Origin of the sequence: Ruegeria sp. HKCCA0370, assembly GCF_013033705.1 — a bacterium.
In the GTDB taxonomy this organism is placed as follows: domain Bacteria; phylum Pseudomonadota; class Alphaproteobacteria; order Rhodobacterales; family Rhodobacteraceae; genus Ruegeria.
Genome location: NZ_WQEP01000008.1, coordinates 104,381 through 130,003 on the forward strand (window position 1 = coordinate 104,381; position 25,623 = coordinate 130,003).

25 protein-coding genes are annotated in these 25,623 nt (G+C 57.4%); 11 read left to right on the top strand and 14 right to left on the bottom strand.

All coding sequences use genetic code 11. The annotated features are described in order from the left end of the window. Window positions 1-75: 75 nt before the first annotated feature. A complete protein-coding gene (locus GOW31_RS16395) occupies window positions 76-519 on the top strand; it encodes an NUDIX hydrolase (protein ID WP_152459593.1) in 444 nt (147 codons plus the stop codon). On the opposite strand, the gene GOW31_RS16400 is transcribed toward GOW31_RS16395, so the two are convergent. Further along, window positions 516-1,790 carry a PP2C family protein-serine/threonine phosphatase gene (locus GOW31_RS16400; protein WP_171171495.1) on the bottom strand — a complete coding sequence of 425 codons (1,275 nt, stop codon included), beginning with the start codon at window positions 1,788-1,790 and terminating at the stop codon, window positions 516-518. The two genes, GOW31_RS16395 and GOW31_RS16400, sit on opposite strands and share 4 nt — an antisense overlap. Before the next feature lie 163 nt (window positions 1,791-1,953). Between GOW31_RS16400 and GOW31_RS16405 the strand changes: the two genes are divergently transcribed. Next, window positions 1,954-2,283 carry an Hpt domain-containing protein gene (locus tag GOW31_RS16405; protein WP_170345824.1) on the top strand — a complete coding sequence of 110 codons (330 nt, stop codon included), beginning with the start codon at window positions 1,954-1,956 and terminating at the stop codon, window positions 2,281-2,283. On the opposite strand, the gene ilvA is transcribed toward GOW31_RS16405, so the two are convergent. Both ilvA and GOW31_RS16415 read right to left on the bottom strand, forming a co-directional pair. After that, window positions 2,280-3,506 carry a threonine ammonia-lyase IlvA gene (gene ilvA / locus GOW31_RS16410; protein WP_171171498.1) on the bottom strand — a complete coding sequence of 409 codons (1,227 nt, stop codon included), beginning with the start codon at window positions 3,504-3,506 and terminating at the stop codon, window positions 2,280-2,282. The two genes, GOW31_RS16405 and ilvA, sit on opposite strands and share 4 nt — an antisense overlap. A gap of 58 nt (window positions 3,507-3,564) precedes the next feature. Continuing rightward, the gene (locus GOW31_RS16415; RefSeq protein WP_254441743.1) at window positions 3,565-4,296 is read right to left on the bottom strand and encodes a hypothetical protein; all 732 of its coding nucleotides are present in this window, start codon (window positions 4,294-4,296) and stop codon (window positions 3,565-3,567) included. A gap of 177 nt (window positions 4,297-4,473) precedes the next feature. Between GOW31_RS16415 and GOW31_RS16420 the strand changes: the two genes are divergently transcribed. The 4 genes from GOW31_RS16420 (at window position 4,474) to msrA (ending at window position 7,361) form a co-directional block, all read left to right on the top strand. After that, window positions 4,474-5,700, top strand: a complete 1,227-nt coding sequence (locus GOW31_RS16420) for an argininosuccinate synthase (RefSeq protein ID WP_171171502.1) — start codon at window positions 4,474-4,476, stop codon at window positions 5,698-5,700. A gap of 32 nt (window positions 5,701-5,732) precedes the next feature. Then, a complete protein-coding gene (locus GOW31_RS16425; protein ID WP_171117259.1) occupies window positions 5,733-6,137 on the top strand; it encodes a DUF1810 domain-containing protein in 405 nt (134 codons plus the stop codon). A 79-nt stretch (window positions 6,138-6,216) separates the two neighbouring features. Next, the gene (locus tag GOW31_RS16430) at window positions 6,217-6,498 is read left to right on the top strand and encodes an SCP2 sterol-binding domain-containing protein (protein WP_152459599.1); all 282 of its coding nucleotides are present in this window, start codon (window positions 6,217-6,219) and stop codon (window positions 6,496-6,498) included. A 260-nt stretch (window positions 6,499-6,758) separates the two neighbouring features. Next, window positions 6,759-7,361: a peptide-methionine (S)-S-oxide reductase MsrA gene (gene msrA / locus GOW31_RS16435; protein ID WP_371813783.1), complete on the top strand. Its 603-nt coding sequence runs from the start codon at window positions 6,759-6,761 to the stop codon at window positions 7,359-7,361. Here msrA and GOW31_RS16440 read toward each other — a convergent pair. Beyond that, window positions 7,358-8,230: a ribokinase gene (locus tag GOW31_RS16440; protein WP_171171506.1), complete on the bottom strand. Its 873-nt coding sequence runs from the start codon at window positions 8,228-8,230 to the stop codon at window positions 7,358-7,360. The genes msrA and GOW31_RS16440 overlap by 4 nt on opposite strands. 3 nt (window positions 8,231-8,233) lie before the next feature. Beyond that, window positions 8,234-10,489, bottom strand: coding sequence for an NADP-dependent malic enzyme (locus GOW31_RS16445; RefSeq protein ID WP_171171508.1), 2,256 nt, complete (start codon window positions 10,487-10,489; stop codon window positions 8,234-8,236). A 161-nt stretch (window positions 10,490-10,650) separates the two neighbouring features. Between GOW31_RS16445 and mutS the strand changes: the two genes are divergently transcribed. Further along, on the top strand, window positions 10,651-13,263 hold the full coding sequence (gene mutS / locus GOW31_RS16450) for a DNA mismatch repair protein MutS (RefSeq protein ID WP_171171640.1): 2,613 nt from the start codon (window positions 10,651-10,653) through the stop codon (window positions 13,261-13,263). 57 nt (window positions 13,264-13,320) lie between these two features. On the opposite strand, the gene GOW31_RS16455 is transcribed toward mutS, so the two are convergent. Together GOW31_RS16455 and hrcA are read right to left on the bottom strand one after the other, a co-directional pair. Further along, window positions 13,321-13,884, bottom strand: coding sequence for a nucleotide exchange factor GrpE (locus GOW31_RS16455; protein ID WP_171116719.1), 564 nt, complete (start codon window positions 13,882-13,884; stop codon window positions 13,321-13,323). 10 nt (window positions 13,885-13,894) lie between these two features. Beyond that, the gene (gene hrcA, locus GOW31_RS16460) at window positions 13,895-14,959 is read right to left on the bottom strand and encodes a heat-inducible transcriptional repressor HrcA (RefSeq protein WP_152459604.1); all 1,065 of its coding nucleotides are present in this window, start codon (window positions 14,957-14,959) and stop codon (window positions 13,895-13,897) included. Window positions 14,960-15,071: 112 nt separating this feature from the next. Between hrcA and rph the strand changes: the two genes are divergently transcribed. Genes rph through GOW31_RS16480 form a run of 4 tightly spaced genes read left to right on the top strand, consistent with a single transcriptional unit; the run spans window position 15,072 to window position 17,896 of the window. Continuing rightward, complete coding sequence (rph, locus tag GOW31_RS16465; protein ID WP_171171510.1) at window positions 15,072-15,785, top strand: ribonuclease PH; 714 nt, start codon at window positions 15,072-15,074, stop codon at window positions 15,783-15,785. Continuing rightward, window positions 15,782-16,396, top strand: a complete 615-nt coding sequence (rdgB, locus tag GOW31_RS16470) for an RdgB/HAM1 family non-canonical purine NTP pyrophosphatase (protein WP_171171512.1) — start codon at window positions 15,782-15,784, stop codon at window positions 16,394-16,396. Before rph ends, rdgB begins: the two co-directional genes overlap by 4 nt. Beyond that, the gene (hemW, locus tag GOW31_RS16475) at window positions 16,386-17,540 is read left to right on the top strand and encodes a radical SAM family heme chaperone HemW (protein WP_171171514.1); all 1,155 of its coding nucleotides are present in this window, start codon (window positions 16,386-16,388) and stop codon (window positions 17,538-17,540) included. Before rdgB ends, hemW begins: the two co-directional genes overlap by 11 nt. Before the next feature lie 2 nt (window positions 17,541-17,542). After that, entirely contained in the window at window positions 17,543-17,896 is a 354-nt protein-coding gene (locus tag GOW31_RS16480; RefSeq protein WP_152459608.1) for a YbaN family protein, read from the top strand. On the opposite strand, the gene GOW31_RS16485 is transcribed toward GOW31_RS16480, so the two are convergent. The 7 genes from GOW31_RS16485 to GOW31_RS16515 all read right to left on the bottom strand — a co-directional run bounded on the left by GOW31_RS16485 (window position 17,886) and on the right by GOW31_RS16515 (window position 25,258). Beyond that, window positions 17,886-18,782 carry a ParB/RepB/Spo0J family partition protein gene (locus tag GOW31_RS16485; protein ID WP_171171516.1) on the bottom strand — a complete coding sequence of 299 codons (897 nt, stop codon included), beginning with the start codon at window positions 18,780-18,782 and terminating at the stop codon, window positions 17,886-17,888. The genes GOW31_RS16480 and GOW31_RS16485 overlap by 11 nt on opposite strands. Window positions 18,783-18,802: 20 nt before the next feature. After that, window positions 18,803-19,606 carry a ParA family protein gene (locus tag GOW31_RS16490; protein WP_152459610.1) on the bottom strand — a complete coding sequence of 268 codons (804 nt, stop codon included), beginning with the start codon at window positions 19,604-19,606 and terminating at the stop codon, window positions 18,803-18,805. Next, entirely contained in the window at window positions 19,599-20,219 is a 621-nt protein-coding gene (rsmG, locus tag GOW31_RS16495) for a 16S rRNA (guanine(527)-N(7))-methyltransferase RsmG (protein ID WP_171171518.1), read from the bottom strand. The genes GOW31_RS16490 and rsmG overlap by 8 nt, the downstream gene beginning before the upstream one ends. Beyond that, window positions 20,216-22,084 carry a tRNA uridine-5-carboxymethylaminomethyl(34) synthesis enzyme MnmG gene (mnmG, locus tag GOW31_RS16500; protein ID WP_171171520.1) on the bottom strand — a complete coding sequence of 623 codons (1,869 nt, stop codon included), beginning with the start codon at window positions 22,082-22,084 and terminating at the stop codon, window positions 20,216-20,218. Before mnmG ends, rsmG begins: the two co-directional genes overlap by 4 nt. Window positions 22,085-22,096: 12 nt before the next feature. Next, window positions 22,097-23,383 carry a tRNA uridine-5-carboxymethylaminomethyl(34) synthesis GTPase MnmE gene (mnmE, locus tag GOW31_RS16505; protein ID WP_171171522.1) on the bottom strand — a complete coding sequence of 429 codons (1,287 nt, stop codon included), beginning with the start codon at window positions 23,381-23,383 and terminating at the stop codon, window positions 22,097-22,099. A gap of 31 nt (window positions 23,384-23,414) precedes the next feature. Continuing rightward, entirely contained in the window at window positions 23,415-24,686 is a 1,272-nt protein-coding gene (rho, locus tag GOW31_RS16510) for a transcription termination factor Rho (RefSeq protein WP_170345848.1), read from the bottom strand. Between the two features lie 122 nt (window positions 24,687-24,808). Continuing rightward, entirely contained in the window at window positions 24,809-25,258 is a 450-nt protein-coding gene (locus tag GOW31_RS16515) for a CopD family protein (RefSeq protein WP_171171524.1), read from the bottom strand. Window positions 25,259-25,623: the final 365 nt, after the last annotated feature.

Here is a 25,623-nt window from a genome sequence, read left to right on the forward strand (position 1 = left end):
GGGTTTCCTTACACGCCACGGGTTGGCATACCGGCACCATATAGGTCGTACAGATCGGGTTGAAAGGGGCCATACATGATCAGGCGGTTCGGTGAAACCCCCGAGACGGGGCGGAAATACACCCGAAGGGTTGGCGTATATGCCCTTTTGCCACGTGGCGGTCAATTGCTGTTGACCTGTCAGACCGAACCGGGCCCGGATCTGCAATTGCCGGGTGGAGGCATCGATCCGGGCGAATCACCGATTTCGGCCTTGCATCGCGAAGTCTATGAAGAAACCGGGTGGCACGTTGCCAACCCGCGTCGCATCGGCGCTTTTCGCCGGTTCACCTATATGCCCGAATACGATCTGTGGGCCGAAAAGGTCTGCCTGATCTACCGCGCCCGTCCCGTACGCCGCAAAGGCCCGCCGAGCGAGGCATTCCACGAAGCACTGTGGATGGAAGCCGCCGATGCCGTTGAATTGCTGGGCAATGACGGTGACCGGCACTTTGCGGAAATGCATCTCAGTTCGCTCTAAGGCCCGTTATATTCAAAGAAAACGGCGGATACGTCATCCCCAATGCCATCTTTGGGCGAAATCTCCTGGGTCAATCGCCAGAACATGTCGTCCAGAAACTCCGACCCGCCCTTTTCAGAAATGCACTGCTGGGCCATCTGTCGCAAACCGTCTTCCTCCAGCAAACCGCCTTCGGCAAGCTGACATTCGGTAAATCCGTCCGAATACACCAACAGTTTGTCGCCGGGTTTCATGTGAATCTCGATTTGCTGAAAACTCGAATCTTCGATCAGCCCGATCGGCAACCCGCCATCGCCCAGAAATTCAGTGCTGCCATCCTGCCGCAGCAGAAGCGGATGCGGATGCCCGGCCTGCACCATTTTGAGATGCCCGTTTCGAAGATCCACAATGGCGTAGGCCATCGTGAAATATTCCTCGATCCCTTCATCCGCCATCAATCGGGAATTGAGCATGCTTGCGACGTCTTCCGGAGGCAGCAGTGCATAGAATTTGTTGAACCTCTTTTCCATTGCGACATTTTGATCGAAATGCTTGCTGGAAAGATAACCGCCCAGACGCGCCGTCATCATGGCCGAGGTGATGCCATGCCCTGATACATCTATGCTGTAGAACCCCAGCCGATTAACCCCGGGCGAGAACATGCCAACAAGGTCCCCACCGATATGGCCGCAGGGTTTCAACAACAGGCTGACCCGGGATTTTCCAAAGCTCCGCGTAAATTCCGGGACCAGCGATTCCTGGATTTTTCGGGCCTGAATGAGGTCCTTGTCGATCGCGTCATGCGCCAGCCTGAGTTCTTCCAGCGCGGATTCGATCAGGCGGTTTTTCTGTGAAAGCTCGCGCTGCATGTCCAGAATGCGCGCGCCAGCGGATATGCGCGCCCGCAATTCATCCGCCTCAAGGGGTTTGATCAGAAAATCGTCTGCCCCGGCATCCAGTCCGCGCGCAACCTCCTGCTTTTCACTTTTGGAAGTCAGAAGGATGAAATAACAATATTGATCGGTATCCAGGGCGCGAAACGCATTGCAGAACTCAAGCCCGCTCATCCCCGGCATGACCCAATCGCTGAGAACAAGATCGGGCGGATCGTCCAGACAATGCGCCAGGGCGGCATCGCCCGTATCGGCCTCAACCACCTCAAAGCCCCATTTTCTGAGCGATGCGACCAGGATGCGCCGCTGCAGACGGCTGTCATCAACCACCAGCACCTTACGGATCGCGCCGAAATCCAGATCTGATCTGGTTTCCTCAAGACTCGCCCTTGGTACCATTTACCCTCTGACCTGATGCGTTCATTCACACAGGGCGATCCTAGTAGCGACGGTTTTAACATCCGGTGAAGACCGAAGGCCGCAATCCCGCTGGGCTGTTAACCCGGTTTTTACTGGTGTTGCCTATTCCTGAAAACGCATGTTCAACGGCAGGTGACGCAGTATGATCCACTGGGGCAGAGTCCGACAATTGCGGGACGAGGTTGGCCCGGATGAGTTTGATGAGGTGGTCGACATCTTTCTGGAAGAAGTGCAGGAGGTCATCGCCCGCTTGCATCAGGATACAAGCCGGTCCGAACTGGAACAGAATCTGCATTTCCTGAAGGGCAGCGCGCTCAGTCTTGGATTCGACCAGTTCTCGAAACTCTGTCAGGACGGCGAACGGCAGGCGGCCGCGGGTCAGGGCGAGGATGTCGATCTGCCCGCTATTCTGGCCGTATTTGACAGCTCGAAACAGAAATTCGAGGCTGAGCTGCGCCAGAATCTGGATTAAATCACGAACTGCGCCAGCGTTTCGTCTTCGGTTATATCGGTGTAGGTGAACCCTGCCTCATCCAGATGCGCAAACAGACGCATGAAGTTCTCAGGCTTGCGGGTTTCAATCCCGATCAGGACCGAACCGAAATTGCGGGCCGATTTTTTCATGTATTCAAAGCGGGCGATATCGTCCTCGGGGCCGAGAATACCCAGAAACTCTTTCAACGCGCCGGGGCGCTGCGGCAGGCGCAGGATGAAATACTTCTTCACTCCGGAATAGCGTTGGGCGCGTTCTTTGACCTCGGGCAGGCGTTCGAAATCGAAATTGCCACCGGATGTCACGCAGACCACGGTCTTGCCCCGCACAAAGCTTTGAATATCGCCCACCGCTTCGATCGCCAGCGCGCCCGCGGGTTCCAGAACGATGCCTTCGACATTCAGCATCTCAATCATAGTTGTGCAGATGCGGTCTTCGGACAGAACCAGAACATCCGACAGGTGGCGAGACTTCAGTAATTCAAACGGTTTCTCACCGATCCGTCCAACCGCAGCGCCATCGACGAAGGTATCCACATGATCCAGCGACACAGGATGCCCCGCAGCCAGTGCAGCGCGCAGACAGGCACCTCCGGCCGGTTCGACAAACAGACAATGGCTGCGATCCCCGAACCATGTGGCCACGCCCGAGGACATGCCGCCGCCGCCAACCGGCAAAACGACGTGATCCGGCACACCGCCCATTTGCTCTTCGATCTCGACCGCCAGTGAGGCCTGGCCTTCAATGACATCAGCGTCATCGAAGGGTGACAGGAAATACCCGCCCTGCTGCGCGCACCATGCTTGCGCGGCGGCCAGAGTATCGTCGAAATAGTCGCCAGTCAGGTGGATCTCGATATTGTCGCCGCCGAAAATGCGGGTCTTTTGAATTTTCTGCTGCGGCGTCGTCACCGGCATGAAGATCACTCCGCGCACGTCCAGATGCTTGCACATGAACGCCACGCCCTGCGCGTGGTTGCCAGCACTGGCACAGACGAACAGGTCCTGCCCCTGCTGCTTGCGCATGGCATTGAACGCACCACGGATCTTGTAGGAGCGCACCGGGCTGAGGTCTTCGCGCTTAAGCCAGATATCGGCCCCATAACGGTCTGACAAATGGGCATTCCGCTGCAACGGTGTTGCCGGAAACACGGTGCGCATCGCCTGTTCGGCAGCGCCGGCGCGGGTCATGAAATCAGTCATGTCGATTTCCCTGCCCCATCATCGCGATAAGGGCAAGGAATACATATGTGTACGCCGCTCAGGTCAGTTCACGTTTTTCGATGAAGATTCCGTACATCGTGGTCAGGATACTGACATTGATCATCGGCAGAATGAGCGTGCCAAAGAACACGGTCAGCAATACGCCAAGCACCGGTATTATTGCCAGAAGGGTGAAAGCCAGCTGCACCAGAATCTGGAACAGGAGGGCGACGAGTAGCAGCAACAAGATTGCACCGCTGACCCCGGACGTGTTGTTCCATGCCTCACCGATCGGTATGGGATTTCCTATCGCCGCCGCGGGCAGAATAATTGACAGGCGATAGAAGCACACGACCAGAAAAACGGTGTAAACAATCACCAGAATGGTCGAAAGCACCGCAAGGCTTTCGCCTAGTGCAGCAGCGACCAGACCCATGGGGATATACGCGATCACCATCAAAATCCCCAACATCAGAAAACGACCGAAATAGGCAAGAATCCTGTCGAAGCGGAATGTCGGGAGTATTCCCGTGGGATACTCTTCCATCAGGATGAAGCGGTGCCATGACACCGCAATCCAGAACATCGTGACGGACATTACCGCCAGCAAAACGACCACAAAAACAAAGGCTGAACCTGCAGTTGCACCTGACGGCAACGCGCCTGCGTTGTCTTCAAGCGCCTCAAGCGGAATACCAAGCGCCAAGAACACGCCCACGATGATGATCGTCGCAATAAGAGCAGGGCCAACCGTAATCTGCAGCACCTGCTTGATGTTTCCAAATACCATCCGCACAGAATGCAAGAAAATCTGCCATCCCAACATTTGAAACCGCCCCTTCAACCAATGCTTGTTATTCTCTGCACCCGTTTCACCCCAATTCAGGTACTGCGTCAATCCTCACAACTTGCCCCCGCGCGTAAAACCCGCTAGGGGCCAATCGTCTTACGCATAAGGGGAAGTCAGATGTCCGCGCCCAAGAAAGTTGTTCTGGCCTATTCCGGTGGCCTTGATACCTCGATCATCCTGAAATGGTTGCAGACCGAATATGGTTGTGAAGTTGTAACCTTCACCGCCGATTTGGGTCAGGGTGAAGAGCTGGAGCCCGCCCGCAAAAAGGCCGAGCTGCTGGGGATCAAGCCCGAGAACATCTATATCGAGGATATCCGCGAGGAATTCGTGCGCGATTTCGTCTTCCCGATGTTCCGGGCCAACGCGCAGTACGAAGGTCTGTACCTGCTGGGCACGTCTATCGCACGCCCCCTGATTTCGAAACGTCTGGTCGAAATCGCCGAAGCCACCGGCGCTGACGCCGTGGCGCATGGTGCGACCGGCAAGGGCAACGATCAGGTGCGGTTCGAACTGGCGGCCTATGCGCTGAACCCCGACATCAAAGTGATTGCACCCTGGCGCGAGTGGGATCTGACAAGCCGCACCAAGCTGCTGGAATTCGCCGAACAGAACCAGATTCCGATCGCCAAGGACAAGCGCGGCGAGGCCCCCTTCTCGGTCGATGCCAACCTGCTGCACACCTCGTCCGAGGGCAAGGTTCTGGAAGACCCCGCCGATATGGCGCCCGACTATGTCTATCAGCGCACCGTCCACCCCGAGGACGCGCCGAACGAGCCCGAATTCATCGAGATCGGCTTTGAAAAAGGCGACGCGGTCAGCATCAATGGCGAAGCGATGAGCCCGGCTACAATCCTGACCAAGCTGAACGAATACGGCGGCAAACACGGCATTGGTCGTCTAGACCTGGTCGAAGGTCGTTTCGTTGGCATGAAATCGCGTGGCATCTATGAAACTCCCGGCGGCACCATCCTGCTGGAAGCGCACCGCGGTATCGAATCCATCACCATGGACCGCGGCGCGATGCACCTGAAAGACCAGCTGATGCCGCAGTATGCCGAGCTGATCTATAACGGCTTCTGGTACTCGCCTGAACGTGAAATGCTGCAAGCCGCCATCGACAAGAGCCAGGAACACGTCACCGGCACCGTCCGCGTGAAGCTGTACAAGGGTCTAGCCTCGACCGTGGGCCGCTGGTCGGATCACTCGCTGTATTCCGAAGCGCATGTGACCTTCGAAGAAGACGCGGGTGCCTATGATCAGAAAGACGCCGCGGGCTTCATCCAACTGAACGCGCTGCGGCTGAAACTGCTGGCCGCGCGCGACAAGCGGTTGTCCAAGTGACCGAAGATGACGGTCTGAACGACGAACTGGAAATGTTCATCGAAGCGCAGGACACGGTCTGGGCCGATGTCCTGCGCGAACTGGAACAGGGGCAGAAGACCAGCCACTGGATGTGGTTCGTGTTTCCGCAACTGGCCGAGCTGGGCCAGTCCCATATGGCGCAGCTTTACGGCATCGAAGATCTGGATGAAGCCACGCGCTATCTGAACCACCCGGTACTGCGCCACCGTCTGACGCAAGCGGCCTCGTTGATGTTGCTGCATCAGGGGCGCGCCGCCAGCGACATTCTGGGTGGGGTTGACGCGAAAAAGCTTCGCTCTTCGATGACATTGTTTTCCTTGGTGGCAGATGCTCCGGCCGAGTTTCAGGCAATTCTTGACGCTTTCTACGATGGCGAGCCTTGCGCGCGAACCGTTCAGAGCCTTGGCGCATCGTGATCGGAAGTTCCAGTCGGGTCAGCCTTGCCTGTTCGATACCTGACGTTTTACGCATTCGGAAACTGCGAAAGGAACCCGGATGCTTCAGCATATCGCCGACGAAATTCAAAAAGGCCTGAACGGCAAAACCTTTGACGGCTCATTGAAATTCGATTGTGGCGAGGACGGCGTGATTGTTCTGGCCGACAGTCAGGCATCGACACAGGACCAGGAAACGGATTGCACGATCCGCATCTCGCAGGACAACCTGACCAAGCTTCTGACCGGAAAACTGAACCCGATGACAGGTGTCGCTTTGGGCAAGCTCAAAATCTCGGGCAATATGGGCGTTGCGATGAAACTGGGGCAGCTTCTGGGTTAAGCCGAAGGCAGGTTCACCGCGGAATTCCACCTCGCCGGGGCGCCCTATCCAACCGCCAAGACGGCCCGGCGCAAGGTGTTCCACCGACATCCGCCGCCGATAAACTTGCCTCACCAGCCCGTGACATCAGATGTCAGGCAATTGAATGTCATTCGGGTTCGGGTCACCTTGGTGCCGAAAGGAGACCCGACATGTCACGAACCGCTTTTCTGGAAGCCTTCAAACCGGCCATTCTGTTCACCCTGATCACGTTGGCTGCGATGTTACGCGCTCTGCCCGCCCCCGCGGCAGGGGCCGAAACGCTGACAGTTGCGGGAGGCTGTTTCTGGTGTGTCGAGTCCGATTTTGAATCGGTACCGGGCGTTGTCGGGGCCGTGTCGGGATATACCGGCGGCAAATCGGCCAACCCCGCCTATGATCAGGTCTCCAAAGGTGGCACTGGTCATTATGAAGCGGTTCAGATCACTTTCGATCCGGCCCGGGTGTCACGTGAAAGGCTTCTGAACATGTTCTTCCGCTCGGTTGACCCCACGGATGCCGGTGGTCAGTTCTGCGACCGGGGCGACAGCTATCGAACCGCAATTTTCGTCTCTAACCCGGGCGAAAAGGCGTTAGCGGAAAAGGCGAAGAAAGACGCAGAGCGGGCATTGGGCCAAAAGGTGGTCACCCCGATCCTGAACGCGGGCACGTTTTACCCTGCCGAGGCCTATCATCAGGATTACTACAAAGGGAACAAGCTGATCTTTACCCGCTTTGGGCCCAAACGTCAGCAAAACGCCTATAAAGCATATCGCAAAGCCTGTGGCCGTGACGCGCGTGTCAAACAGCTTTGGGGTTCAGATGCACCTTTTGTCGGTTCTTAATCGAAGGTCGCGTCGCGCACTTCTCTCAGATCGGGAATGACATCCGCAGTCCCGTGCCGCGTGACCATCAGGGCAGCGGCGCGGTTCGCTTGCAGAATGGCCTGTTCCATCGGCATTCCCCGATCCATTCCAGCCAGTACGTAGCCGGTAAAAGTATCACCTGCCCCGGTGGTATCCACGGCCTGCACCTTGTGGGCCGAAAATTCCACCGGGTCATTGCCCTGCTGCAAATACCGTGCCCCTTTTGCGCCCAGCGTGACAATGACATGCCGCACGGGCAGGTCAGCCGCACCCATCCCGGTTTCCTGCCGCAACTGTTCGGCCTCGATCTCGTTCAGGATCAGGAAATCCAGATAGGGCAGAACCGCCTGAACCGCCTGTGCCTGAAACGGCGCGGCGGCATAACACACGGTCAATCCAAGTTTGCGCCCGAATTGCGCGGCTTCGACCTGTGCGTTGGTTTCATTCTGCAAGATCAGCAGATCACCGGTGCTTGCCGATGACAGCGCCTGCCCCAGATGGCTGACATCCAAGGCGTGGTTGGCCCCCGGATAGAGGATGATCAGGTTCTCACCCTCGGCGTCCACCGCAATGATCGCGTGCCCGGTCGGCAGATCCACCTCAGAGATATAGCGTGTGTCCACACCATATTCCGTCAGTCGATCCTTCGCCCAGCGCCCATCATGCCCAACGGCGCCGATATGGCTGACGCGTGATCCGGCCCGCGCAGCCGCCACTGACATATTGGCACCTTTTCCGCCAAGGAACCGGTCCAGCCCGTGGGCGGCCAGAGTTTCCCCTGGCGCAGGCAGATGCGGCAGGTCATAGACCATATCCGCGTTGATCGAGCCGAGGTTCCAGATTGTCATGGCTTATCCGATGTCGCACGAGGCCAGAATGGCCATGTTCAGAATATCGTTCGCGGTTGAGACGGTCGAGCAAATCTGAATCGGCTTGTCGACGCCCGACAGGATCGGCCCGATCACGGTGGCACCGCCCATTTCCTGCATCAGCTTGGTCGAAATCGACGCTGAGTGTCGTGCGGGGACGATCAGGATGTTCGCAGGCCCAGTCAGGCGTGAAAACGGATAAGCCGCTTGCTGATCCACGTTCAGGGCAACATCCACTGTCATTTCGCCCTCATACTCGAAATCGACACCGCGCTGGTCCAGAACCGCCGGCGCTCGGTGCATCTTCTCGGCACGTTCCGAAACCGGGTATCCAAATGTCGAGAAGCTGACAAAAGCAACCCGGGGCTCCAGACCCATATGTCGGGCCACTGCTGCGGAACGCTCGGCAATGTTGGCCAAATCGTTTTCATCCGGCCATTCATGCACCAGTGTATCACCGATCAGAACGATCCGGCCTTTATGCAGAAGTGCCGTCACACCGGCAGCACCATGGGCGGCATCGGCATCGAACACATGATTGATACGATCAATTACGTGTGCCGATTTTCGTGTTGCACCTGTGACCAACCCGTCTCCGTGGCCATGGGCAAGCATCAGGGATGAGAACACATGGCGGTCCCGCGCGGCCAGTCGGTGAATATCCTTGCGGTCAAAGCCTTTACGCTGCAAACGCTCATAGAGGAAATTCGAATACGTCTCGAGATGCGCGGTGTTGGCAGCGTTCACAACCTCGATTTCCCGCACAGCATCGCCAAGACCAGTGGCTTCCAGTTTGTCTTTAACATCATCTGCCCGACCGACCACGAGCGCCTTACCAAAGCCTGAACGTTGGTACATGACGGCGGCACGCAGCACGCGGGGATCATCGCCCTCGGCAAAAATCATGCGGCTTTGCGCCTGTCGCGCCCGGGCGTTCAGCCCGCGCAGGATGCTTGCGGTCGGGTCCATCCGGGACTTCAGGCTCAGCTCATACGCATCCATGTCGATGATCGGACGGCGGGCTGCGCCGGTATTCATCCCCGCCTTGGCAACAGCGGGCGGAATACGGTGGATCAGGCGCGGATCAAACGGCGTGGGAATGATGTAGTCGCGCCCGAAGGTCAGCGATTTGCCATAAGCCATCGCGACCTCATCCGGCACGTCTTCGCGCGCCAGATTGGCCAGTGCATGGGCACAGGCGATCTTCATCTCGTCATTGATGGCACGCGCGTGAATGTCCAGCGCGCCGCGGAACAAATAGGGAAAGCCCAGAACGTTGTTGACCTGGTTGGGATAGTCGCTGCGCCCGGTCGCCACGATGGCGTCCACGCGGACCTCGTGCGCCTCTTCCGGGGTGATTTCCGGATCGGGGTTGGCCATAGCAAAGATCACCGGATTATCGGCCATGCTTGCGACCATCTCCTGCGTGACCGCGCCCTTGACCGAAACACCAAGAAAGACGTCCGCGCCCTTCATGGCCTCTTCCAGAGTACGCAGATCCGTGGTGATCGCATGGGCCGACTTCCACTGGTTCATGCCCTCGGTCCGGCCCTGGTAGATCACGCCCTTGGTGTCGCAGACGATGCAGTTTTCGTGCCGCGCGCCCATCGCCTTGAGCAATTCGATACAGGCGATCCCCGCCGCCCCGGCCCCGTTCAGAACGATCTTCACATCCTCGATCTTCTTGCCCGAGATATGCAGCGCGTTGATCAGCCCGGCCGCACAGATCACGGCCGTGCCGTGCTGGTCGTCGTGAAAGACGGGGATGTCCATCTCATCTTTCAGGCGCTGTTCGATGATGAAACATTCGGGCGCCTTGATGTCTTCCAGGTTGATCCCGCCGAAGGTCGGCCCCATCAGTCGCACCGCGCGGCAGAATTCATCCGGGTCTTCGGTGTCCAGCTCGATATCGATCGAGTTCACGTCGGCGAACCGCTTGAACAGAACGGATTTCCCCTCCATCACCGGTTTCGAGCCCAGCGCACCAAGGTTGCCAAGACCCAGAACCGCCGTTCCGTTCGAGATCACAGCGACCAGATTACCCTTGTTGGTATAGTCATATGCGGTTTCCGGCGCCTCGGCGATGGCTTCACATGGGACAGCCACACCCGGGCTGTAGGCCAATGACAGATCCCGCTGCGTGGTCATCGGGACGGTGGCCTGCACCTCCCACTTGCCGGGGGTCGGGTCGAGGTGAAAGGCCAGCGCCTCTTCTTTGGTGATCTTCGCTTTAGGCATCGGATATGTCGTTTCTTTACATCTGTTGGGCTTTTGCCTCATAGCGCAGGCAAAGGCGCGTCTCAACGACAATACGTTTTCACCTTTCGTCGCAGGGGCCGGGTTTGTAAGGTCGCGCCGGAATACGCCAGAGGGGAGCAGCCTTGTCCAACGTCACGCCGATGATGGCGCAATACCTGGAAATCAAAGAGGCCCACGCGGATGCCCTGCTGTTTTACCGCATGGGCGATTTCTACGAGATGTTCTTTGAAGACGCCGTGAACGCCGCCGAGGCGCTGGACATCGCCCTGACCAAGCGCGGCAAGCACAATGGCGAAGACATCCCCATGTGCGGCGTGCCGGTGCATTCGGCCGAAGGCTATCTGCTGACGTTGATCCGCAAGGGCTTTCGCGTCGCCGTCTGCGAACAGATGGAAAGCCCGGCCGAGGCCAAGAAAAGAGGCTCTAAATCGGTGGTAAAGCGCGATGTGGTGCGCCTTGTCACCCCCGGCACCCTGACCGAGGACGCGCTGTTGGAGGCGCGCCGCCACAACTTTCTGGCCGCCTATGCCGAGGTGCGCGACGAGGCCGCACTGGCCTGGGCGGACATATCGACCGGGGCGTTTCACGTGATGCCGCTGACCTCGGTCCGGCTGAGCCCCGAGCTGGCCCGGCTGGCCCCGTCGGAACTGATCGTGGCAGACAGCGTGCAGGAAAAACTGAATGAGCCGGTCCGCGATTTGGGTATTTCTCTCACCCCTGTCGGACGGGCCAGTTTTGACAGCACGGCGGCTGAAAAACGCATCTGCGGGTTGTTTCACGTGGGCGCGCTGGACGCGTTCGGAAGCTTTGGACGCGCCGAAGTGTCCGCGATGGGCGCGCTGATTGATTATCTGGAGATCACACAGAAGGGCAAATTGCCCCTGTTGCAAACGCCGCTGAAAGAATCCGAAGATCGCGTCGTGCAGATCGACGCGGCCACCCGCCGCAACCTTGAACTGACACGATCTTTGTCGGGCGGGCGGGCCGGATCGCTGCTGTCGGTGGTGGACCGGACCGTAACCCCGGGCGGTGCGCGCCTGCTGGAACAACGCCTGTCCAGCCCCTCGCGCAATCTGGATGTCATCCACGCGCGGCTGGACGCGGTCGATTTTGCCGCCCAGGACAGCCTGATCACCGCCGATCTGCGCGAGGCGCTCCGCAAGACGCCCGATCTGGACCGGGCCTTGTCGCGCCTGTCGCTGGACCGAGGCGGCCCGCGCGACTTGGCCGCCATCCGCAACGGGCTGACCCAAGCCGCAGCGATCGCCGGGATTTGCGAAGGTCAAGACCTGCCGGTGCTGCTGGCGACTGCGGTGCAGAACCTTGTGGGATTCGACGATCTGCTCGACCTGCTGGATCAGGCGCTGGTCGCCGACCCGCCGCTGCTGGCGCGCGATGGCGGCTTCATCGCGCCGGGCTTTGACGCCGAACTGGACGAGGCCCGCACGCTGCGGGACGAAGGCCGCTCGGTCATTGCCGGGTTTCAGCAGAAATACGCCGAACACACCGGCATCGCCTCGCTGAAAATTAAGCACAACAACGTGCTGGGCTATTTCATCGAAACCACGGCCACCCATGCCGAAAAGATGCTGAACCCGCCCTTCAGCGAGACCTATATCCACCGCCAGACCACCGCCAACCAGGTGCGGTTCACCACGGTTGAGCTCAGCGAGATCGAAACCCGCATCCTGAACGCCGGCAACCTGGCTCTTGAGATCGAAAAAAGGCTCTATCAAAGGCTTTCTGATGAGATTTTGAGCTTCGCTGCGCGACTTAATCAAGCCGCCCGAGGGCTGGCCGAACTGGATCAGACCACCGCGCTGGCAGATCTGGCCCGCGGAGAAAACTGGTGCAGACCACAGGTAGACGCCTCCCGGGCGTTCAGTGTTCAGGGCGGTCGGCATCCGGTGGTAGAGCACGCGCTGCGCCAGCAAAACGGTGATGCCTTCATCGCCAATGACTGCGACCTCAGCGCAGAGGACGGCGCTGCCATCTGGTTGCTGACCGGCCCCAACATGGCCGGTAAGTCGACCTTCCTGCGCCAGAATGCGCTGATCGCCCTGTTGGCCCAGATGGGCAGCTACGTCCCGGCCGAGCAAGCTCATATCGGCGTGGTCAGCCAGCTTTTCAGCCGCGTGGGCGCCTCTGACGATCTGGCAAGGGGCCGGTCGACATTCATGGTCGAGATGGTGGAAACCGCGGCCATCCTCAACCAGGCCGATGACCGGGCGCTGGTGATCCTCGACGAAATCGGGCGTGGCACCGCCACCTATGACGGCCTGTCCATCGCCTGGGCCACGCTGGAACATCTGCACGCCGCCAACCGCTGCCGCGCGCTGTTTGCCACGCATTACCACGAGCTGACCGCGCTGGCCGGCAAGCTGGAGGGCGTCGAAAACGCCACCGTCGCGGTCAAGGAATGGGACGGCGAGGTGATCTTCCTGCACGAGGTCCACAAGGGCGCCGCCGACCGGTCCTATGGCGTGCAGGTCGCGCAATTGGCCGGGCTGCCCGCATCCGTGGTCGAACGCGCCCGCGTGGTTCTGGACCAGTTGGAGAAAACGGAACGTGAGGGCGGCAAGCAGAAGGCGCTGATCGACGATCTGCCGCTGTTTTCCGCCGCACCGCCCCCGCCGCCGGTCCCGAAAGCGTCGCCCGTCACCGATATGCTGGACCAGATCCTGCCGGACGAGCTGACCCCGCGCGAAGCCCTCGATCTGATCTACAAACTGAAAGAGGCGGCCAGATCCTGACCGCCCCTTCATCTTTTCCCAAATACTCTCCCCGAAGGCCGTGCCCTTGGGCGCGTATCAGCTGGCCGGGGTTGACGACACGCCCACCTGTGCCGGGCGCAGCAGGCGATCGTGCAACATAAACCCTTCGGCGGACACCTGAATGATGTCTCCTGCCTTGGTTCCTGGAACAGGCGCCTCGAACATGGCCTCATGCACGTTCGGATCAAACCGGTCGCCCACTTCGGGTGTGATCACTTCGATTCCGTGCTTCTGGAACACATCCTTCAAAGCGCGCATGGTCAATTCGACGCCTTCCAGCAAACCAGCAGCCACTTCTTTCTGCTCATCCGTCGCAGCTTCAAGGGCGCGTTTCATGTTGTCATAGACGGGCAGCATATCGCGGGCCAGCTTGGACCCGCCATACTGTTCCGCATCGCGGCGCGCCTTGTCGCTGCGCTTGCGCATGTTTTCGGCATCCGCCAGCGCGCGCATGAACTTGTCTTTATAGTCATCCCGTTCGGCCCGCAGCGCGTCCAGTTCCAGTTCTTCTTCGCTGATATCCATCAGCTCTTCGGCCAGTTCTTCGGCCTCGGCGGTTGCGATATCGTCCAGAAAATCTTCGTTCTTCGGCTCTGCCATCTTTTACCCTCTAGCTCCGGTCGGATATCAGCTTGCCGACCAGTTGCGCCGTATAATCCACGATCGGTACGATCCGCCCATAATTCAGACGTGTGGGTCCGATAACCCCCACCGCACCGATTATCTTTCGATCAGCGTTCATATAAGGAGACACCACCAAAGAGGAACCCGAAAGTGAGAAAAGTTTGTTCTCAGACCCGATAAAAATGCGCACACCCTCGCCTTCTTCGGTCAATTCAAGGAATTCGGCGATGTCTCGCTTGCGCTCAAGGTCATCGAACAGGGTGCGGATGCGGTCAAGTTCCTCGGCCTGACCGGGTTCGTTCAAAAGATTCGCGCGCCCGCGCACGATCAAACGGGCCGAGTCGCTTCCGTCTCCGTCCCAAACGGCCATTCCGCTTTCGACCATCTCACGCGCCAGAGTGTCGATTTCCTGCTTGCGCGCATCGATCTGCGTCTGCATTTGCCGCCGCACTTCGCTGAGTGTCCGCCCCTCGATGAGTGCGTTCAGGAAATTCGCGGCCTCGCGCATGGAACTGGGCGTTTGCCCAGGTGGCGGCGTGAACAGCCGGTTTTCTACATGTCCGTCCGAGAAAACCAAAACCACCAAAGCCCGATCATGGCCCAGAGAAACAAATTCGATATGTTTGATTTCCGATTCATGCTTGGGCGTCAGAACCAGCGAGGCCCCTTGTGTCACGTTTGACAAGGCAGAGCCGACACGGTCCAGCATTCCACCAACATCACCCGTGTTAGAGCCTAATGTCTGCTCCAGTTTCTGCCGGTCATCGGCACCCAGGTCGCCGACCTCAAGCAATCCGTCCACAAACATTCGCAGGCCTTGCTGCGTCGGGATTCGGCCGGCGCTGACATGGGGGCTATCCAGAAGGCCCAGAAACTCCAGATCCTGCATCACATTGCGGACAGTTGCAGCGCTGACTTTTTCTGACAACGTACGCGTCAAAGTACGGCTGCCGACAGGCTCTCCGCTTTCCAGATAGCTCTCGACAATCAGCCGGAACACTTCGCGTGACCGGTCGTTCATCTCGTCCAGAATCTTGCTCGCTTCGCTCATCCGTGTTCCCCTGCTCGTTTGTCATTAAATAGCAGGCAAATGAAAGGTCAATCGGGGTTGCATCGTAACGCTGCGGGGCGTTATCCCCAACCCAGCAAACAAAGGAATTCCGATGCGACCCTCTGGAAGAGATTTAAGTGAAATGCGCGCCGTTTCAATCGAGACGGGAGTCACGAAACATGCCGAAGGTTCCTGCCTGATCAGAATGGGCGACACGCATGTTCTGTGCACCGCTACGATCGAAGATCGCGTGCCGCCGTTTATCAAGGGCTCGGGCCTGGGATGGGTCACAGCCGAATACGGCATGCTGCCCCGTGCCACCAATACGCGGATGCGGCGCGAGGCGGCCGCGGGCAAACAAGGGGGCCGCACGGTCGAAATCCAGCGCCTGATCGGCCGCGCCCTGCGCGCCGGCGTGGATCGGGTTGCTCTGGGCGAGCGTCAGATCACCGTGGACTGTGATGTGATCCAGGCCGATGGCGGCACCCGCTGCGCGTCAATCACCGGCGGCTGGGTCGCGCTGCGTCTGGCGGTGAACAAGCTGATGAAGACCGGCGACGTGATCTCGGACCCGCTGGTTGATCCGGTCGCGGCTGTGTCCTGTGGCATTTATGCAGGTCAGCCGGTGCTGGACCTTGATTACCCCGAAGATAGCGAAGCGGGCGTAGATGGCAACTTCATCATGACCGGATCCGGCAAACTGATCGAAGTGCAGATGAGCGCCGAAGGCTCGGTCTTCAGCCGCGCCCAAATGGATCAACTGATGGATCTGGCGGAAAAAGGCGTGTCCGAACTGGCGGCCGCGCAAAAGGCCGCCACCGCATGACCCGCAAGTTCGACGGCGACAGGTTGCTGGTCGCCACCCACAACAAAGGCAAGCTTGAGGAGATGGCGCATCTGCTCGAGCCCTTTGGCGTGACGGTCGTGGGCGCGGCCGAGATGGACCTGCCCGAGCCGGAAGAGACCGAGGACACATTTGTCGGCAACGCCCGGATAAAGGCTCACGCCGCCGCACAGGCCACCGGACTGCCCGCCCTGTCGGACGATTCCGGGATCACCATCGACGCGCTGAACGGAGCGCCGGGCGTGTACACGGCTGATTGGGCCGAAACCGGAAATGGCCGCGATTTTCTGATGGCCATGACCCGCGCCCAAGATGAGCTCGAAGCAAAAAACGCACCGCACCCCCGCACGGCCCAATTCCGCTGCACATTGGTTCTGGCCTGGCCCGACGGGCACGACGAGGTGTTCGAAGGCGTCGCGCCCGGTCATCTGGTCTGGCCGATCCGCGGCAAGGATGGGTTCGGCTATGACCCGATGTTTGTCCCCGACGGCTACGACATTACCTTTGCCGAGATGGATCGCTGGGAAAAGAACAAGATCAGCCATCGTGGTCGCGCGGTGGAAATGTTCGTGAAAGGCTGCTTTGGCGGATGATTGGCGCAACGGGGGCTTTGGCCTGTACGTGCATTGGCCCTTTTGCGAGGCCAAATGCCCCTATTGCGACTTCAACAGCCATGTTGCCAAAAATATTGATCAGAAACAATGGCTTGACGCCTATTTGTCCGAGCTTCACCGATCCGCTGCCGAAACGCCCGATCGGGTTCTGAACACGATCTTCTTTGGCGGCGGCACCCCATCACTGATGGCGCCCGAAACTGTCGCCGCCGTGATCGACACCGCCCGCGCCCTGTGGCGACCCGCCAATAGCATGGAAATCACCCTCGAGGCCAACCCCGGTTCGGTCGAGGCCGGGCGGTTCGCCGCCTATCGCGATGCAGGCGTGAACCGGGTTTCGATGGGCATTCAGGCGATGAATGACGAAGACCTGAGGCGGCTGGGCCGCATCCACACCGTGGCAGAGGCCCGCGCTGCCTTTGACATCGCCCGCAACTGTTTCAACCGGGTCAGCTTTGACCTGATCTATGCGCGCCAACACCAGACATTGGACGCCTGGCAAGAGGAACTGACCCAAGCGCTATCGATGGCCATCGACCACCTGTCGCTCTATCAATTGACGATCGAAGACGGGACGGCCTTTGGGGATCGATACGCCGTCGGTAAGTTACGCGGCTTGCCCGAAGATGACAGTGCCGCCGACATGTATCTGGCCACGCAGGAAATCTGCGAAGCACATGGCTTGCCGGCCTATGAAGTTTCGAACCATGCCCGACCGGGCGCAGAATCGCAGCACAACCTGATTTACTGGCGATACGGCGATTATGTGGGCATCGGCCCCGGCGCCCATGGGAGGATTACCCTGAATGGTCAGAAATACGCGACCGAAACCTATCTGAACCCCCAGCGTTGGCTTGATGCCGCCAATCAAGGCAATGGTGAAAAGAACCGCAGCACGTTGCCCCTTGAAGATCAGGCAAATGAATACCTTATGATGGGTATGAGAATTACTGAGGGACTAGATATGGACAGGTGGCAAACTTTGTCTGGCCGCTCTCTTCCCTCTGAAACCATAATTCATCTGACCGACATCAACATGGTTCGGCGCAGCAACGGGCGCCTCATCGCCACATTAGACGGGCGCGCCGTATTGAACGCGGTCATCCGGGAGCTGTTGGACTGAGCATGCAGTATCTTTGGGCCGGACTGGGATTGCTTTGTGTTGCCATGGCGGCTGTTGGGGTTGTCCTGCCCCTTCTTCCTACGGTGCCTTTTCTTCTGCTTGCCGCGTTTTTCTTCGCCCGCTCATCCTCGCGGCTGCACAATTGGCTTGTGACCCATAACCTTTTTGGGCCACTGATTCTTGATTGGCAAAGCTCCGGCGCCATTCGACCAGCCGCAAAAAAGGCGGCAACCGTCTCGATCGCCGCCGTTTTCGGACTCTCTGTTTTGTTGTCAGCACCGCTTTTCGTGTTGATCATTCAGGCGGTTGTGCTGGGCGGTGTCATGATCTTTATCTGGTCACGTCCTAACGGCTGAGCTTGGCGCACAAGTCGTCCAGCTGATCCAGATTTTCGTAGGTCAGAACAACTTGTCCCGTTTCCGTTCCGGCCTTGTGATTGATTGACACTTTCATCGCCAGGATCGCGGACAGGTCTTTTTCCAAGGCACGTGTGTCTGCATCCTTTCCAGCATCCAGATTTCTAGAGCGGGGTGCAGAACGCTCGGCGCTGCCTTGCTGCTGTTTTTTGACCAAAGCCTCGGTTGCGCGCACCGACAAGCCATCCTTGACGATCTGTTTCGCAAGTTCCGACGGATTTTCCGCCGTAATCAGTGCCCTGGCGTGCCCCGCAGACAATTTACCTTCAATAACAAGGGTTTGCACATCCAACGGCAAGGACAGAAGCCGCAAAAGATTTGCGATGTGGCTGCGGCTTTTGCCCAGGGCCTCGGCAAGCTTTTCCTGTGTATGACCAAACCGGTCCATCAACTGCTTGTAGCCGGCGGCCTCTTCCACCGCGTTCAGATCCGCGCGTTGGATGTTTTCGATAATCGCAACTTCCAACACTTCCGTATCATCAAAATCACGTACAATAACCGGGATATCATGCAACTGCGCCATCTGCGCCGCACGCCAACGGCGTTCTCCCGCGACGATTTCGTATTCATCGGACCCCGTCGCGCGAACAATCAACGGCTGAATGATACCTTTTTCCTTGACCGACGCTGCCAGCTCGTCCAACTGCTCGGGCATGAATGTCCGGCGCGGCTGGTTGGGGTTGGCTTTCAGCTTTTCAATCGGGACTTTCAGATCCGGTCTGCGTGCATCCGTTGAAATCCGGCCTTCTGATTCAGGATTCACATCCGCCATAAGGGCAGACAACCCCCGCCCCAAACCTCTGGACTTTGCTTTCTTGGCGCTCATGTCGCCCTCCTCGTTCCCGCTCAGGCAGCGGTCTTATTGTTCTTGTGCAAGATCTCACGAGCAAGATGCCGGTAGGCCATGGCCCCAAGCGATCCCGAGTCATATTGCAAAACAGGCAGCGCATATGACGGCGCTTCGCTGACCCGCACATTTCTGGGTATTTTCGTTTTAAAGACCATCTCACCCAGATTGTCACGCGCGTCCTTTTCAACCTGACGGGACAAGTTGTTGCGGTTGTCATACATGGTCAACACAATACCTTCGATTCTCAGATCCGGGTTAGCCGTTTGGCGGACCTCTCGAATCGTGAGCATCAGTTGTGAAAGCCCTTCAAGGGCAAAGAACTCGCTCTGCAGCGGCACCAGCACCGAATGCGAAGCAACCATAGCATTCACGGTCAGCAAGTTTAAGGACGGCGGGCAGTCGATAAGCACAAAATCCAGTTCAAACGCATCTATGGCTGGCTGCCTCAAAGCATCATGCAAAAGATAGCTGCGTTTTTCGTTGGAGATCAGTTCAATATCGGCGGAACTCAGATCAACGGTCGCCGGAACAACGAAAAGACCTTCGATTTCCGTCTCCTGAACGACGGCCTCCAATGGTGCGTCGTCAAGGATCAGATCATAAGTTGTCCAGTCTCGATCTTCGACACCCAAACCCGTAGAAGCGTTCCCCTGCGGGTCAAGGTCAACCACTAGGACCCGACACCCGGATTCAGCCAAACCCGCTGCAAGGTTGATTGCTGTGGTTGTTTTTCCGACCCCGCCCTTCTGATTGGCAACAGCAATTATCCGAGGCCCTGAAGGTCGAGACAAATCAACCACGTGATACTCCATTTATCTTAAGGATAACGGCTTGAGGTTCAGTTAAACTTGTAATCGCCTCAGCTTCGAAATTCCATTCCTCACGTGCGTCGTCCAGCTCTTTTTTCCAATTTGCGCCTTTGGGCAACAACGCTGTCCCGCTGGTGTGTAAATGCCTGTCACAAAAGGACAACAGGGTGCGCAAGTCAGCCAGCGCTCGAGCGGAAATAATGCTTGCAGCCAAAGGATCAACCGATTCAATCCTTTTTGAAATCACCGTACAATTTATGCCGCATTCCCGCGCAACGCTACGTAAGAAAGCCGATTTCCGCTGGTCGCTCTCGATCATATTGAATGCGGCGCCTGGGTTTTCTTCCGCAGCGATGATGGCGCAGACCATACCAGGGAATCCGCCTCCGCTTCCAAGGTCCACCCAAGTATCAAACCTGTCAGCGCACCGATAGACTTGCACGGAATCAAGAATATGCCGGTCCCAGATATGCTCCAAACTGTTCTTAGACACGAGGTTGATCTTAGAATTCCAACGCTTCACCAGATCAACATAGGTCACGAGGCGCTCGAATGTTTCACGTGAAACATTCAGGTCTTCAAACTTCGAAAAATCAACCTTCATGCCTGACGAGCTCTTTGATCCCGGCGTAGTTTTGCCAGAACAAGCGTCAGCGCTGCCGGAGTAACGCCCTCGACACGGCTTGCCTGAGCGATATTGGCTGGCTTCGCTTGCGACAGCTTCTGTTTCATCTCCGACGACAGGCCGTCCAAGGCAAAATAGTCGAACTCAAGCGGGATGACATAGGATTCATCCCGCTTCATTGCTTCGACATCCCGCTTTTGTCTGGCAATGTAGTTGGCATACAAGGCGTCCCGCTCGATCTGGAGCCTGATTTTTGGGTCGACGTCCTGCAAATCAGGAACGAGAGGCAACAAATCTTCAAACGAGGTATCAGGGAATGCCAGAATTGCCATCCCATCTCTACGGTTTCCGTCCTGATTAACGTTTATACCGGCAGCGAGAACTTCCTTGGGTGTGTAAGTGCGTTCCGTCAGCTTTAACTTCACACTCTCAAGTTGGTTCATTTTATCTTCGAACTGAATCTTGCGCCCTTCTCCGACGCACCCCAACTCCAAACCAAGCGGTGTCAACCGTTGATCAGCATTGTCGGCACGCAGAGATAGCCGGAACTCCGCGCGCGACGTGAACATGCGGTAAGGTTCGGCAACCCCTCGAGTTGTCAAATCGTCGATCATTACGCCAACATAACTGTCGGATCGTGTAAAATGGATGGGCTCCCGCCCTTGGGTCTCCAACGCCGCGTTGAGGCCCGCCACCATGCCCTGAGCCGCGGCTTCCTCATATCCTGTGGTCCCATTTATCTGTCCCGCTAGATATAGTCCGGGAACAGCCGGCAAGGATAAAGAAGCGCTCAGGACACGCGGATCAACATAGTCGTATTCGATTGCATATCCCGGTTGCAGAATTTCTGCATTTTCCAAGCCTTTGATTGACCGCACATAGTCCAGCTGAACATCCTGGGGCAGAGATGTCGATATGCCGTTCGGATAGATTGTGTGGTCGTTGATCCCTTCGGGTTCAAGGAAGATTTGATGCGATTCCTTGTCGGCGAAGCGTACGATCTTGTCTTCGATCGAAGGGCAATAACGCGGGCCTACCCCATCGATGTGACCGCCATACATGGCAGATTTCGAAAGATTTTCCGCAATGATCTCATGCGTTCGCGCATTTGTATGTGTAATTCCGCAAGAAATCTGGGGCGCGACAACGGATTTCGACATGAAAGAAAACAGGGTTGGCTCATCGTCGCCGTCCTGCCTTTCAAGATCGGACCAATCAATGCTCCGCCCGTCCAGACGCGGCGGTGTGCCGGTTTTCAATCGCCCCATAGGAAGATCGTATCCATCCAACCGCTCAGCCAATTTGATGGAGGGCCGATCCCCCATTCTCCCGCCTGGGCGAGACACGTCACCGATATGGATGACGCCCCTTAGAAACGTACCGGACGTCAGAATAACGGCGCGGGCGGAAAGTTCTGATCCATCAGAAAGAACAACACCTGCAACCTTTTCGCCGTTCATCAGGAAATCGACAACCTCGCCAACAACGACGGACAGGTTATCCTGCTTCTCCGTTACCTGTTGCATAGCAAGACGATAAAGGGCGCGATCCGCCTGCGCTCTCGGCCCCTGAACGGCGGGCCCCTTTCGACGGTTCAATAATCGAAACTGAATGCCGGCCTGATCCGCCACGCAACCCATGACGCCATCCAAGGCGTCGATCTCACGCACAAGATGGCCTTTCCCCAAACCGCCAATCGCTGGATTGCAGGACATGACGCCAATGTCCGTTGCAGACAGCGTCACCAACGCCGTTGTAGCGCCCATTCTGGCTGATGCATGAGCGGCCTCGGTTCCGGCATGACCTGCGCCGATGACGATGACATCAAACTTCGAATGTTTCACGTGAAACACTCCTTATTTTCCCAAACAGAAGCTGGAGAAGATTTCATCCAACAGAGTTTCCACGTCTATTCTGCCCACCAGGGATTCAAGGGCGCGAATGGCGGTTCTCAGCTCCTCTGCTGCGATATCATACAGGTCTGGGCCTGATTCCAGAACCGAGATTGCAGATGTGAGTGAGTCCAATGCTCTGGTGATTGCAATGCGGTGACGTTCCCGAGTTGCAATACCATGGGTAGTGGTTCGCTGACGCAGAACACACGATATATCGTCTACTAATGCGTCTATTCCCTGGCCTGTTTTCCCTGACACACCCTTTCCCCCGATCCCCCGAAGGTCTGCTTTGGGCAAAACATGTATATCATCTTCCCGCATCTCCACCCCCAGGTCCTTCGGTGTTTCAGACAGGAAAACGCGAAGATCGGCGGCCTCTGCTCTGCTGCGCGCAAGCTCGATACCCAGGTTTTCGACATGATTTTCGGTCTCTCGCAGCCCTGCCGTATCCAACAAGGTCACCGGTAAACCAGCCAGATCCATTCGAACTTCGATCACATCGCGCGTGGTCCCGGCAAATTCCGAAGTGATGGCCGCCTCACGGCCTGCCAAGGCATTTAAAAGGGTGGATTTTCCCGCATTTGGAAGGCCGACGATCGCAACCTCGAACCCTGAACGAATTCGCTCGGCAATCTTGACTCCATCTGCCTCGCGATGAAGGTCGGACATGACGCCCTGGATCAGCTCGCGCACTTCCGGCGTGACATCGGTTGGAACTTCTTCATCAGCAAAATCGATGACAGCCTCCAACAGGGACGCAGCCCGTATCAAATCCCGACGCCACCGTTCAGCCAATGTGCCCAGCTCACCCGCCAGAATGGTCTGAGCCTGCTTCCGTTGTGCTTCCGTTTCTGCATCGATTAGATCGGCCAGGCCTTCAACCTGAGTCAGGTCCATCTTGCCGTTTTCCAGCGCTCGGCGTGTGAACTCACCCGGTTCAGCGATGCGCAACCCTTCTGTATCCGACAGGCAGCGCAGAACGGCGTTGACAGAGGCGGTGCTTCCATGAATCTGAAGCTCGGCCACGTCCTCACCGGTAAAACTGGCCGGAGCCTGGAAGGTCAAGACCAATCCGTCGTCCAAACGTGCTCCGCCATGATCGGTCAGAGTGCGCAGGACCATGCCACGCTTTGGCAGCGCTCCACCCGTCAGGCGCGCCGCTGCTGAATGGGAGTCCGGACCCGAGAGGCGGATGACCGCCACCCCGGCTTTGCCCTGCGCGCTGGCCAAGGCGAATATCGTATCCATTCGAAGGCCTCGCTAGAGTTAAAGACCAATGTCAGGTGTTCATGGAATCGAAGAATTCGCTGTTTGTCTTTGTCTGCTTCAACTTGGACAACAAGAACTCGATTGCGTCGGTCGTGCCCATCGGGTTGAGGATACGCCGCAGAACGAAGGTCTTGGCCAGATCACCCTTGTCGACCAGAAGATCCTCTTTCCGCGTGCCGGATTTGAGGATGTCGATGGCCGGGAACACTCGCTTGTCCGCGATCTTGCGATCCAGAACGATTTCCGAGTTGCCTGTACCTTTGAATTCTTCAAAGATGACCTCGTCCATCCGGCTGCCGGTATCAATCAGTGCGGTTGCGATGATGGTCAGCGATCCGCCTTCCTCGATGTTCCGCGCCGCACCAAAGAACCGCTTGGGCCGTTGCAGGGCGTTTGCGTCCACACCACCGGTCAGAACTTTACCCGAGGATGGGACCACGGTGTTAAAAGCCCTACCAAGTCTTGTGATCGAGTCGAGAAGGATAACAACATCTCGTTTGTGTTCGACCAGACGCTTGGCTTTTTCGATCACCATTTCCGACACGGCAACGTGACGCGACGCCGGTTCATCAAAGGTCGAAGATACCACCTCGCCCTTCACTGAACGCTGCATGTCGGTGACTTCTTCCGGGCGTTCGTCGATCAGCAGGACGATCAGGTAGCATTCCGGGTGGTTGCGCTCGATCGAATGCGCGATGTTTTGCAGGATCACCGTCTTACCGGTGCGCGGCGGCGCCACGATCAACGACCGCTGGCCCTTGCCGATCGGCGCGACCAGGTCGATCACCCGTGCGGACTTGTCCTTGATGGTCGGATCCTCGATTTCCATCTTCAGCCGCTCATCCGGATAAAGCGGCGTCAGGTTGTCGAACAGGATCTTGTGCTTGGCCTTTTCCGGGTCTTCGAAGTTGATCTTGGTCACCTTCGTCAGCGCGAAATAGCGCTCATTCTCATCCGGGGCTTTGATCTCGCCTTCCACGGTATCCCCTGTCCGCAATGAGTGCTGGCGGATCATCTCGGGTGAGACATAGATGTCATCCGGGCCGGGCAGATAGTTCGCCTCGGGCGAGCGCAGGAAGCCGAAACCGTCCTGAAGCACTTCAAGCACGCCATCGCCACCAACGGTCCAGCCTTCATCTGCGCGTTCACGCAAGATCTGGAACATCATCTCGCCCTTGCGCATGGTCGAGGCGTTTTCGATCTCCAGCTCTTCGGCCATCGCCAGAAGGTCTTTGGGGCTTTTGGCTTTCAGATCAGCAAGATTCAGGGATTCGGTTGTCATGATATATACCTTCACCGCTGACAGCGCGGCACGAAGTGGAATTTCAGTATGGAAGATACGCCGCCCGGACGGGCGTGTTGATCCCTACATAAGCGCAGTGCGGGGCGGAGTCAAACAGGCCCTCAGAACTTCAGAACGACCGCCAGAACGATGGCAACCATCAAAACGGTCGGGACCTCGTTCATCATGCGAAACTGCCGCCCACTGAGCGTGTTTCGCCCTTCCAGGAAATCCTTGCGTCGCGCCATCAACCAGTGATGAAACCATGTCATGCCGATCACGGCGGCGCCCTTGACCCAGGGCCAGCTCCAGTCCCATCCCACGATGCCCGGCGTAAACACCATGATCAAACCACAAACCCAGGCAACGATCATCGCCGGTCTCATGATCACACGCAGCAGCTTTTCTTCCATTTCAAAGAAAATGTCCTGTGCGCCTTCTACGGCCTGTGCCTTTTCGACGTGATAGACAAACAACCTGGGCAGATAGAACAGGCCCGCCATCCACGAAATCACCGCCATGATATGGAGCGATTTCACCCATGGGTACAAAGTGAACAGAAGATCGGTCATTTCGGCTCCGGGCGTTGTTCGGGACCCTCCCTAATAAAAAAATAAGAAAAGAAAAAGGATGATGGTTTTGTAGGGTGAGTAAAATCCGTGGATTACTTTTTTACACAAGTGTTTTCCCCAGGTGGACAGAACACGGATTTTTTCATGTGATTCTGTTGGTGGATATTTTTATCATTTAAAATCAATTATTTATTATCAGTATTCCTTGTTCCACTTGGGGATAACTGGTAGGAGAATTTGGGATATCGGGCTTTTCCAGAGAAACTGACTTATCCTTGTCCGGACGGGATGGGATTTGAGCGACTCGGGGATCTCTGGCGCGAAATCCCCGGGGTTGCGTGTCAACTGGAAAACCATACAAAGCA

Excerpts from the sequence above, each read along its gene's own strand:
- GOW31_RS16395 (WP_152459593.1), top strand. The coding sequence starts at position 76 with ATGATCAGGCGGTTCGGTGAAACCCCCGAGACGGGGCGGAAATACACC.
- GOW31_RS16400 (WP_171171495.1), bottom strand. The coding sequence starts at position 1,790 with ATGGTACCAAGGGCGAGTCTTGAGGAAACCAGATCAGATCTGGATTTC.
- GOW31_RS16405 (WP_170345824.1), top strand. The coding sequence starts at position 1,954 with ATGATCCACTGGGGCAGAGTCCGACAATTGCGGGACGAGGTTGGCCCG.
- ilvA (WP_171171498.1), bottom strand. The coding sequence starts at position 3,506 with ATGACTGATTTCATGACCCGCGCCGGCGCTGCCGAACAGGCGATGCGC.
- GOW31_RS16415 (WP_254441743.1), bottom strand. The coding sequence starts at position 4,296 with ATGGTATTTGGAAACATCAAGCAGGTGCTGCAGATTACGGTTGGCCCT.
- GOW31_RS16420 (WP_171171502.1), top strand. The coding sequence starts at position 4,474 with ATGTCCGCGCCCAAGAAAGTTGTTCTGGCCTATTCCGGTGGCCTTGAT.
- GOW31_RS16425 (WP_171117259.1), top strand. The coding sequence starts at position 5,733 with ATGTTCATCGAAGCGCAGGACACGGTCTGGGCCGATGTCCTGCGCGAA.
- GOW31_RS16430 (WP_152459599.1), top strand. The coding sequence starts at position 6,217 with ATGCTTCAGCATATCGCCGACGAAATTCAAAAAGGCCTGAACGGCAAA.
- msrA (WP_371813783.1), top strand. The coding sequence starts at position 6,759 with ATGTTACGCGCTCTGCCCGCCCCCGCGGCAGGGGCCGAAACGCTGACA.
- GOW31_RS16440 (WP_171171506.1), bottom strand. The coding sequence starts at position 8,230 with ATGACAATCTGGAACCTCGGCTCGATCAACGCGGATATGGTCTATGAC.
- GOW31_RS16445 (WP_171171508.1), bottom strand. The coding sequence starts at position 10,489 with ATGCCTAAAGCGAAGATCACCAAAGAAGAGGCGCTGGCCTTTCACCTC.
- mutS (WP_171171640.1), top strand. The coding sequence starts at position 10,651 with ATGATGGCGCAATACCTGGAAATCAAAGAGGCCCACGCGGATGCCCTG.
- GOW31_RS16455 (WP_171116719.1), bottom strand. The coding sequence starts at position 13,884 with ATGGCAGAGCCGAAGAACGAAGATTTTCTGGACGATATCGCAACCGCC.
- hrcA (WP_152459604.1), bottom strand. The coding sequence starts at position 14,959 with ATGAGCGAAGCGAGCAAGATTCTGGACGAGATGAACGACCGGTCACGC.
- rph (WP_171171510.1), top strand. The coding sequence starts at position 15,072 with ATGCGACCCTCTGGAAGAGATTTAAGTGAAATGCGCGCCGTTTCAATC.
- rdgB (WP_171171512.1), top strand. The coding sequence starts at position 15,782 with ATGACCCGCAAGTTCGACGGCGACAGGTTGCTGGTCGCCACCCACAAC.
- GOW31_RS16480 (WP_152459608.1), top strand. The coding sequence starts at position 17,543 with ATGCAGTATCTTTGGGCCGGACTGGGATTGCTTTGTGTTGCCATGGCG.
- GOW31_RS16485 (WP_171171516.1), bottom strand. The coding sequence starts at position 18,782 with ATGAGCGCCAAGAAAGCAAAGTCCAGAGGTTTGGGGCGGGGGTTGTCT.
- rsmG (WP_171171518.1), bottom strand. The coding sequence starts at position 20,219 with ATGAAGGTTGATTTTTCGAAGTTTGAAGACCTGAATGTTTCACGTGAA.
- mnmE (WP_171171522.1), bottom strand. The coding sequence starts at position 23,383 with ATGGATACGATATTCGCCTTGGCCAGCGCGCAGGGCAAAGCCGGGGTG.
- rho (WP_170345848.1), bottom strand. The coding sequence starts at position 24,686 with ATGACAACCGAATCCCTGAATCTTGCTGATCTGAAAGCCAAAAGCCCC.
- GOW31_RS16515 (WP_171171524.1), bottom strand. The coding sequence starts at position 25,258 with ATGACCGATCTTCTGTTCACTTTGTACCCATGGGTGAAATCGCTCCAT.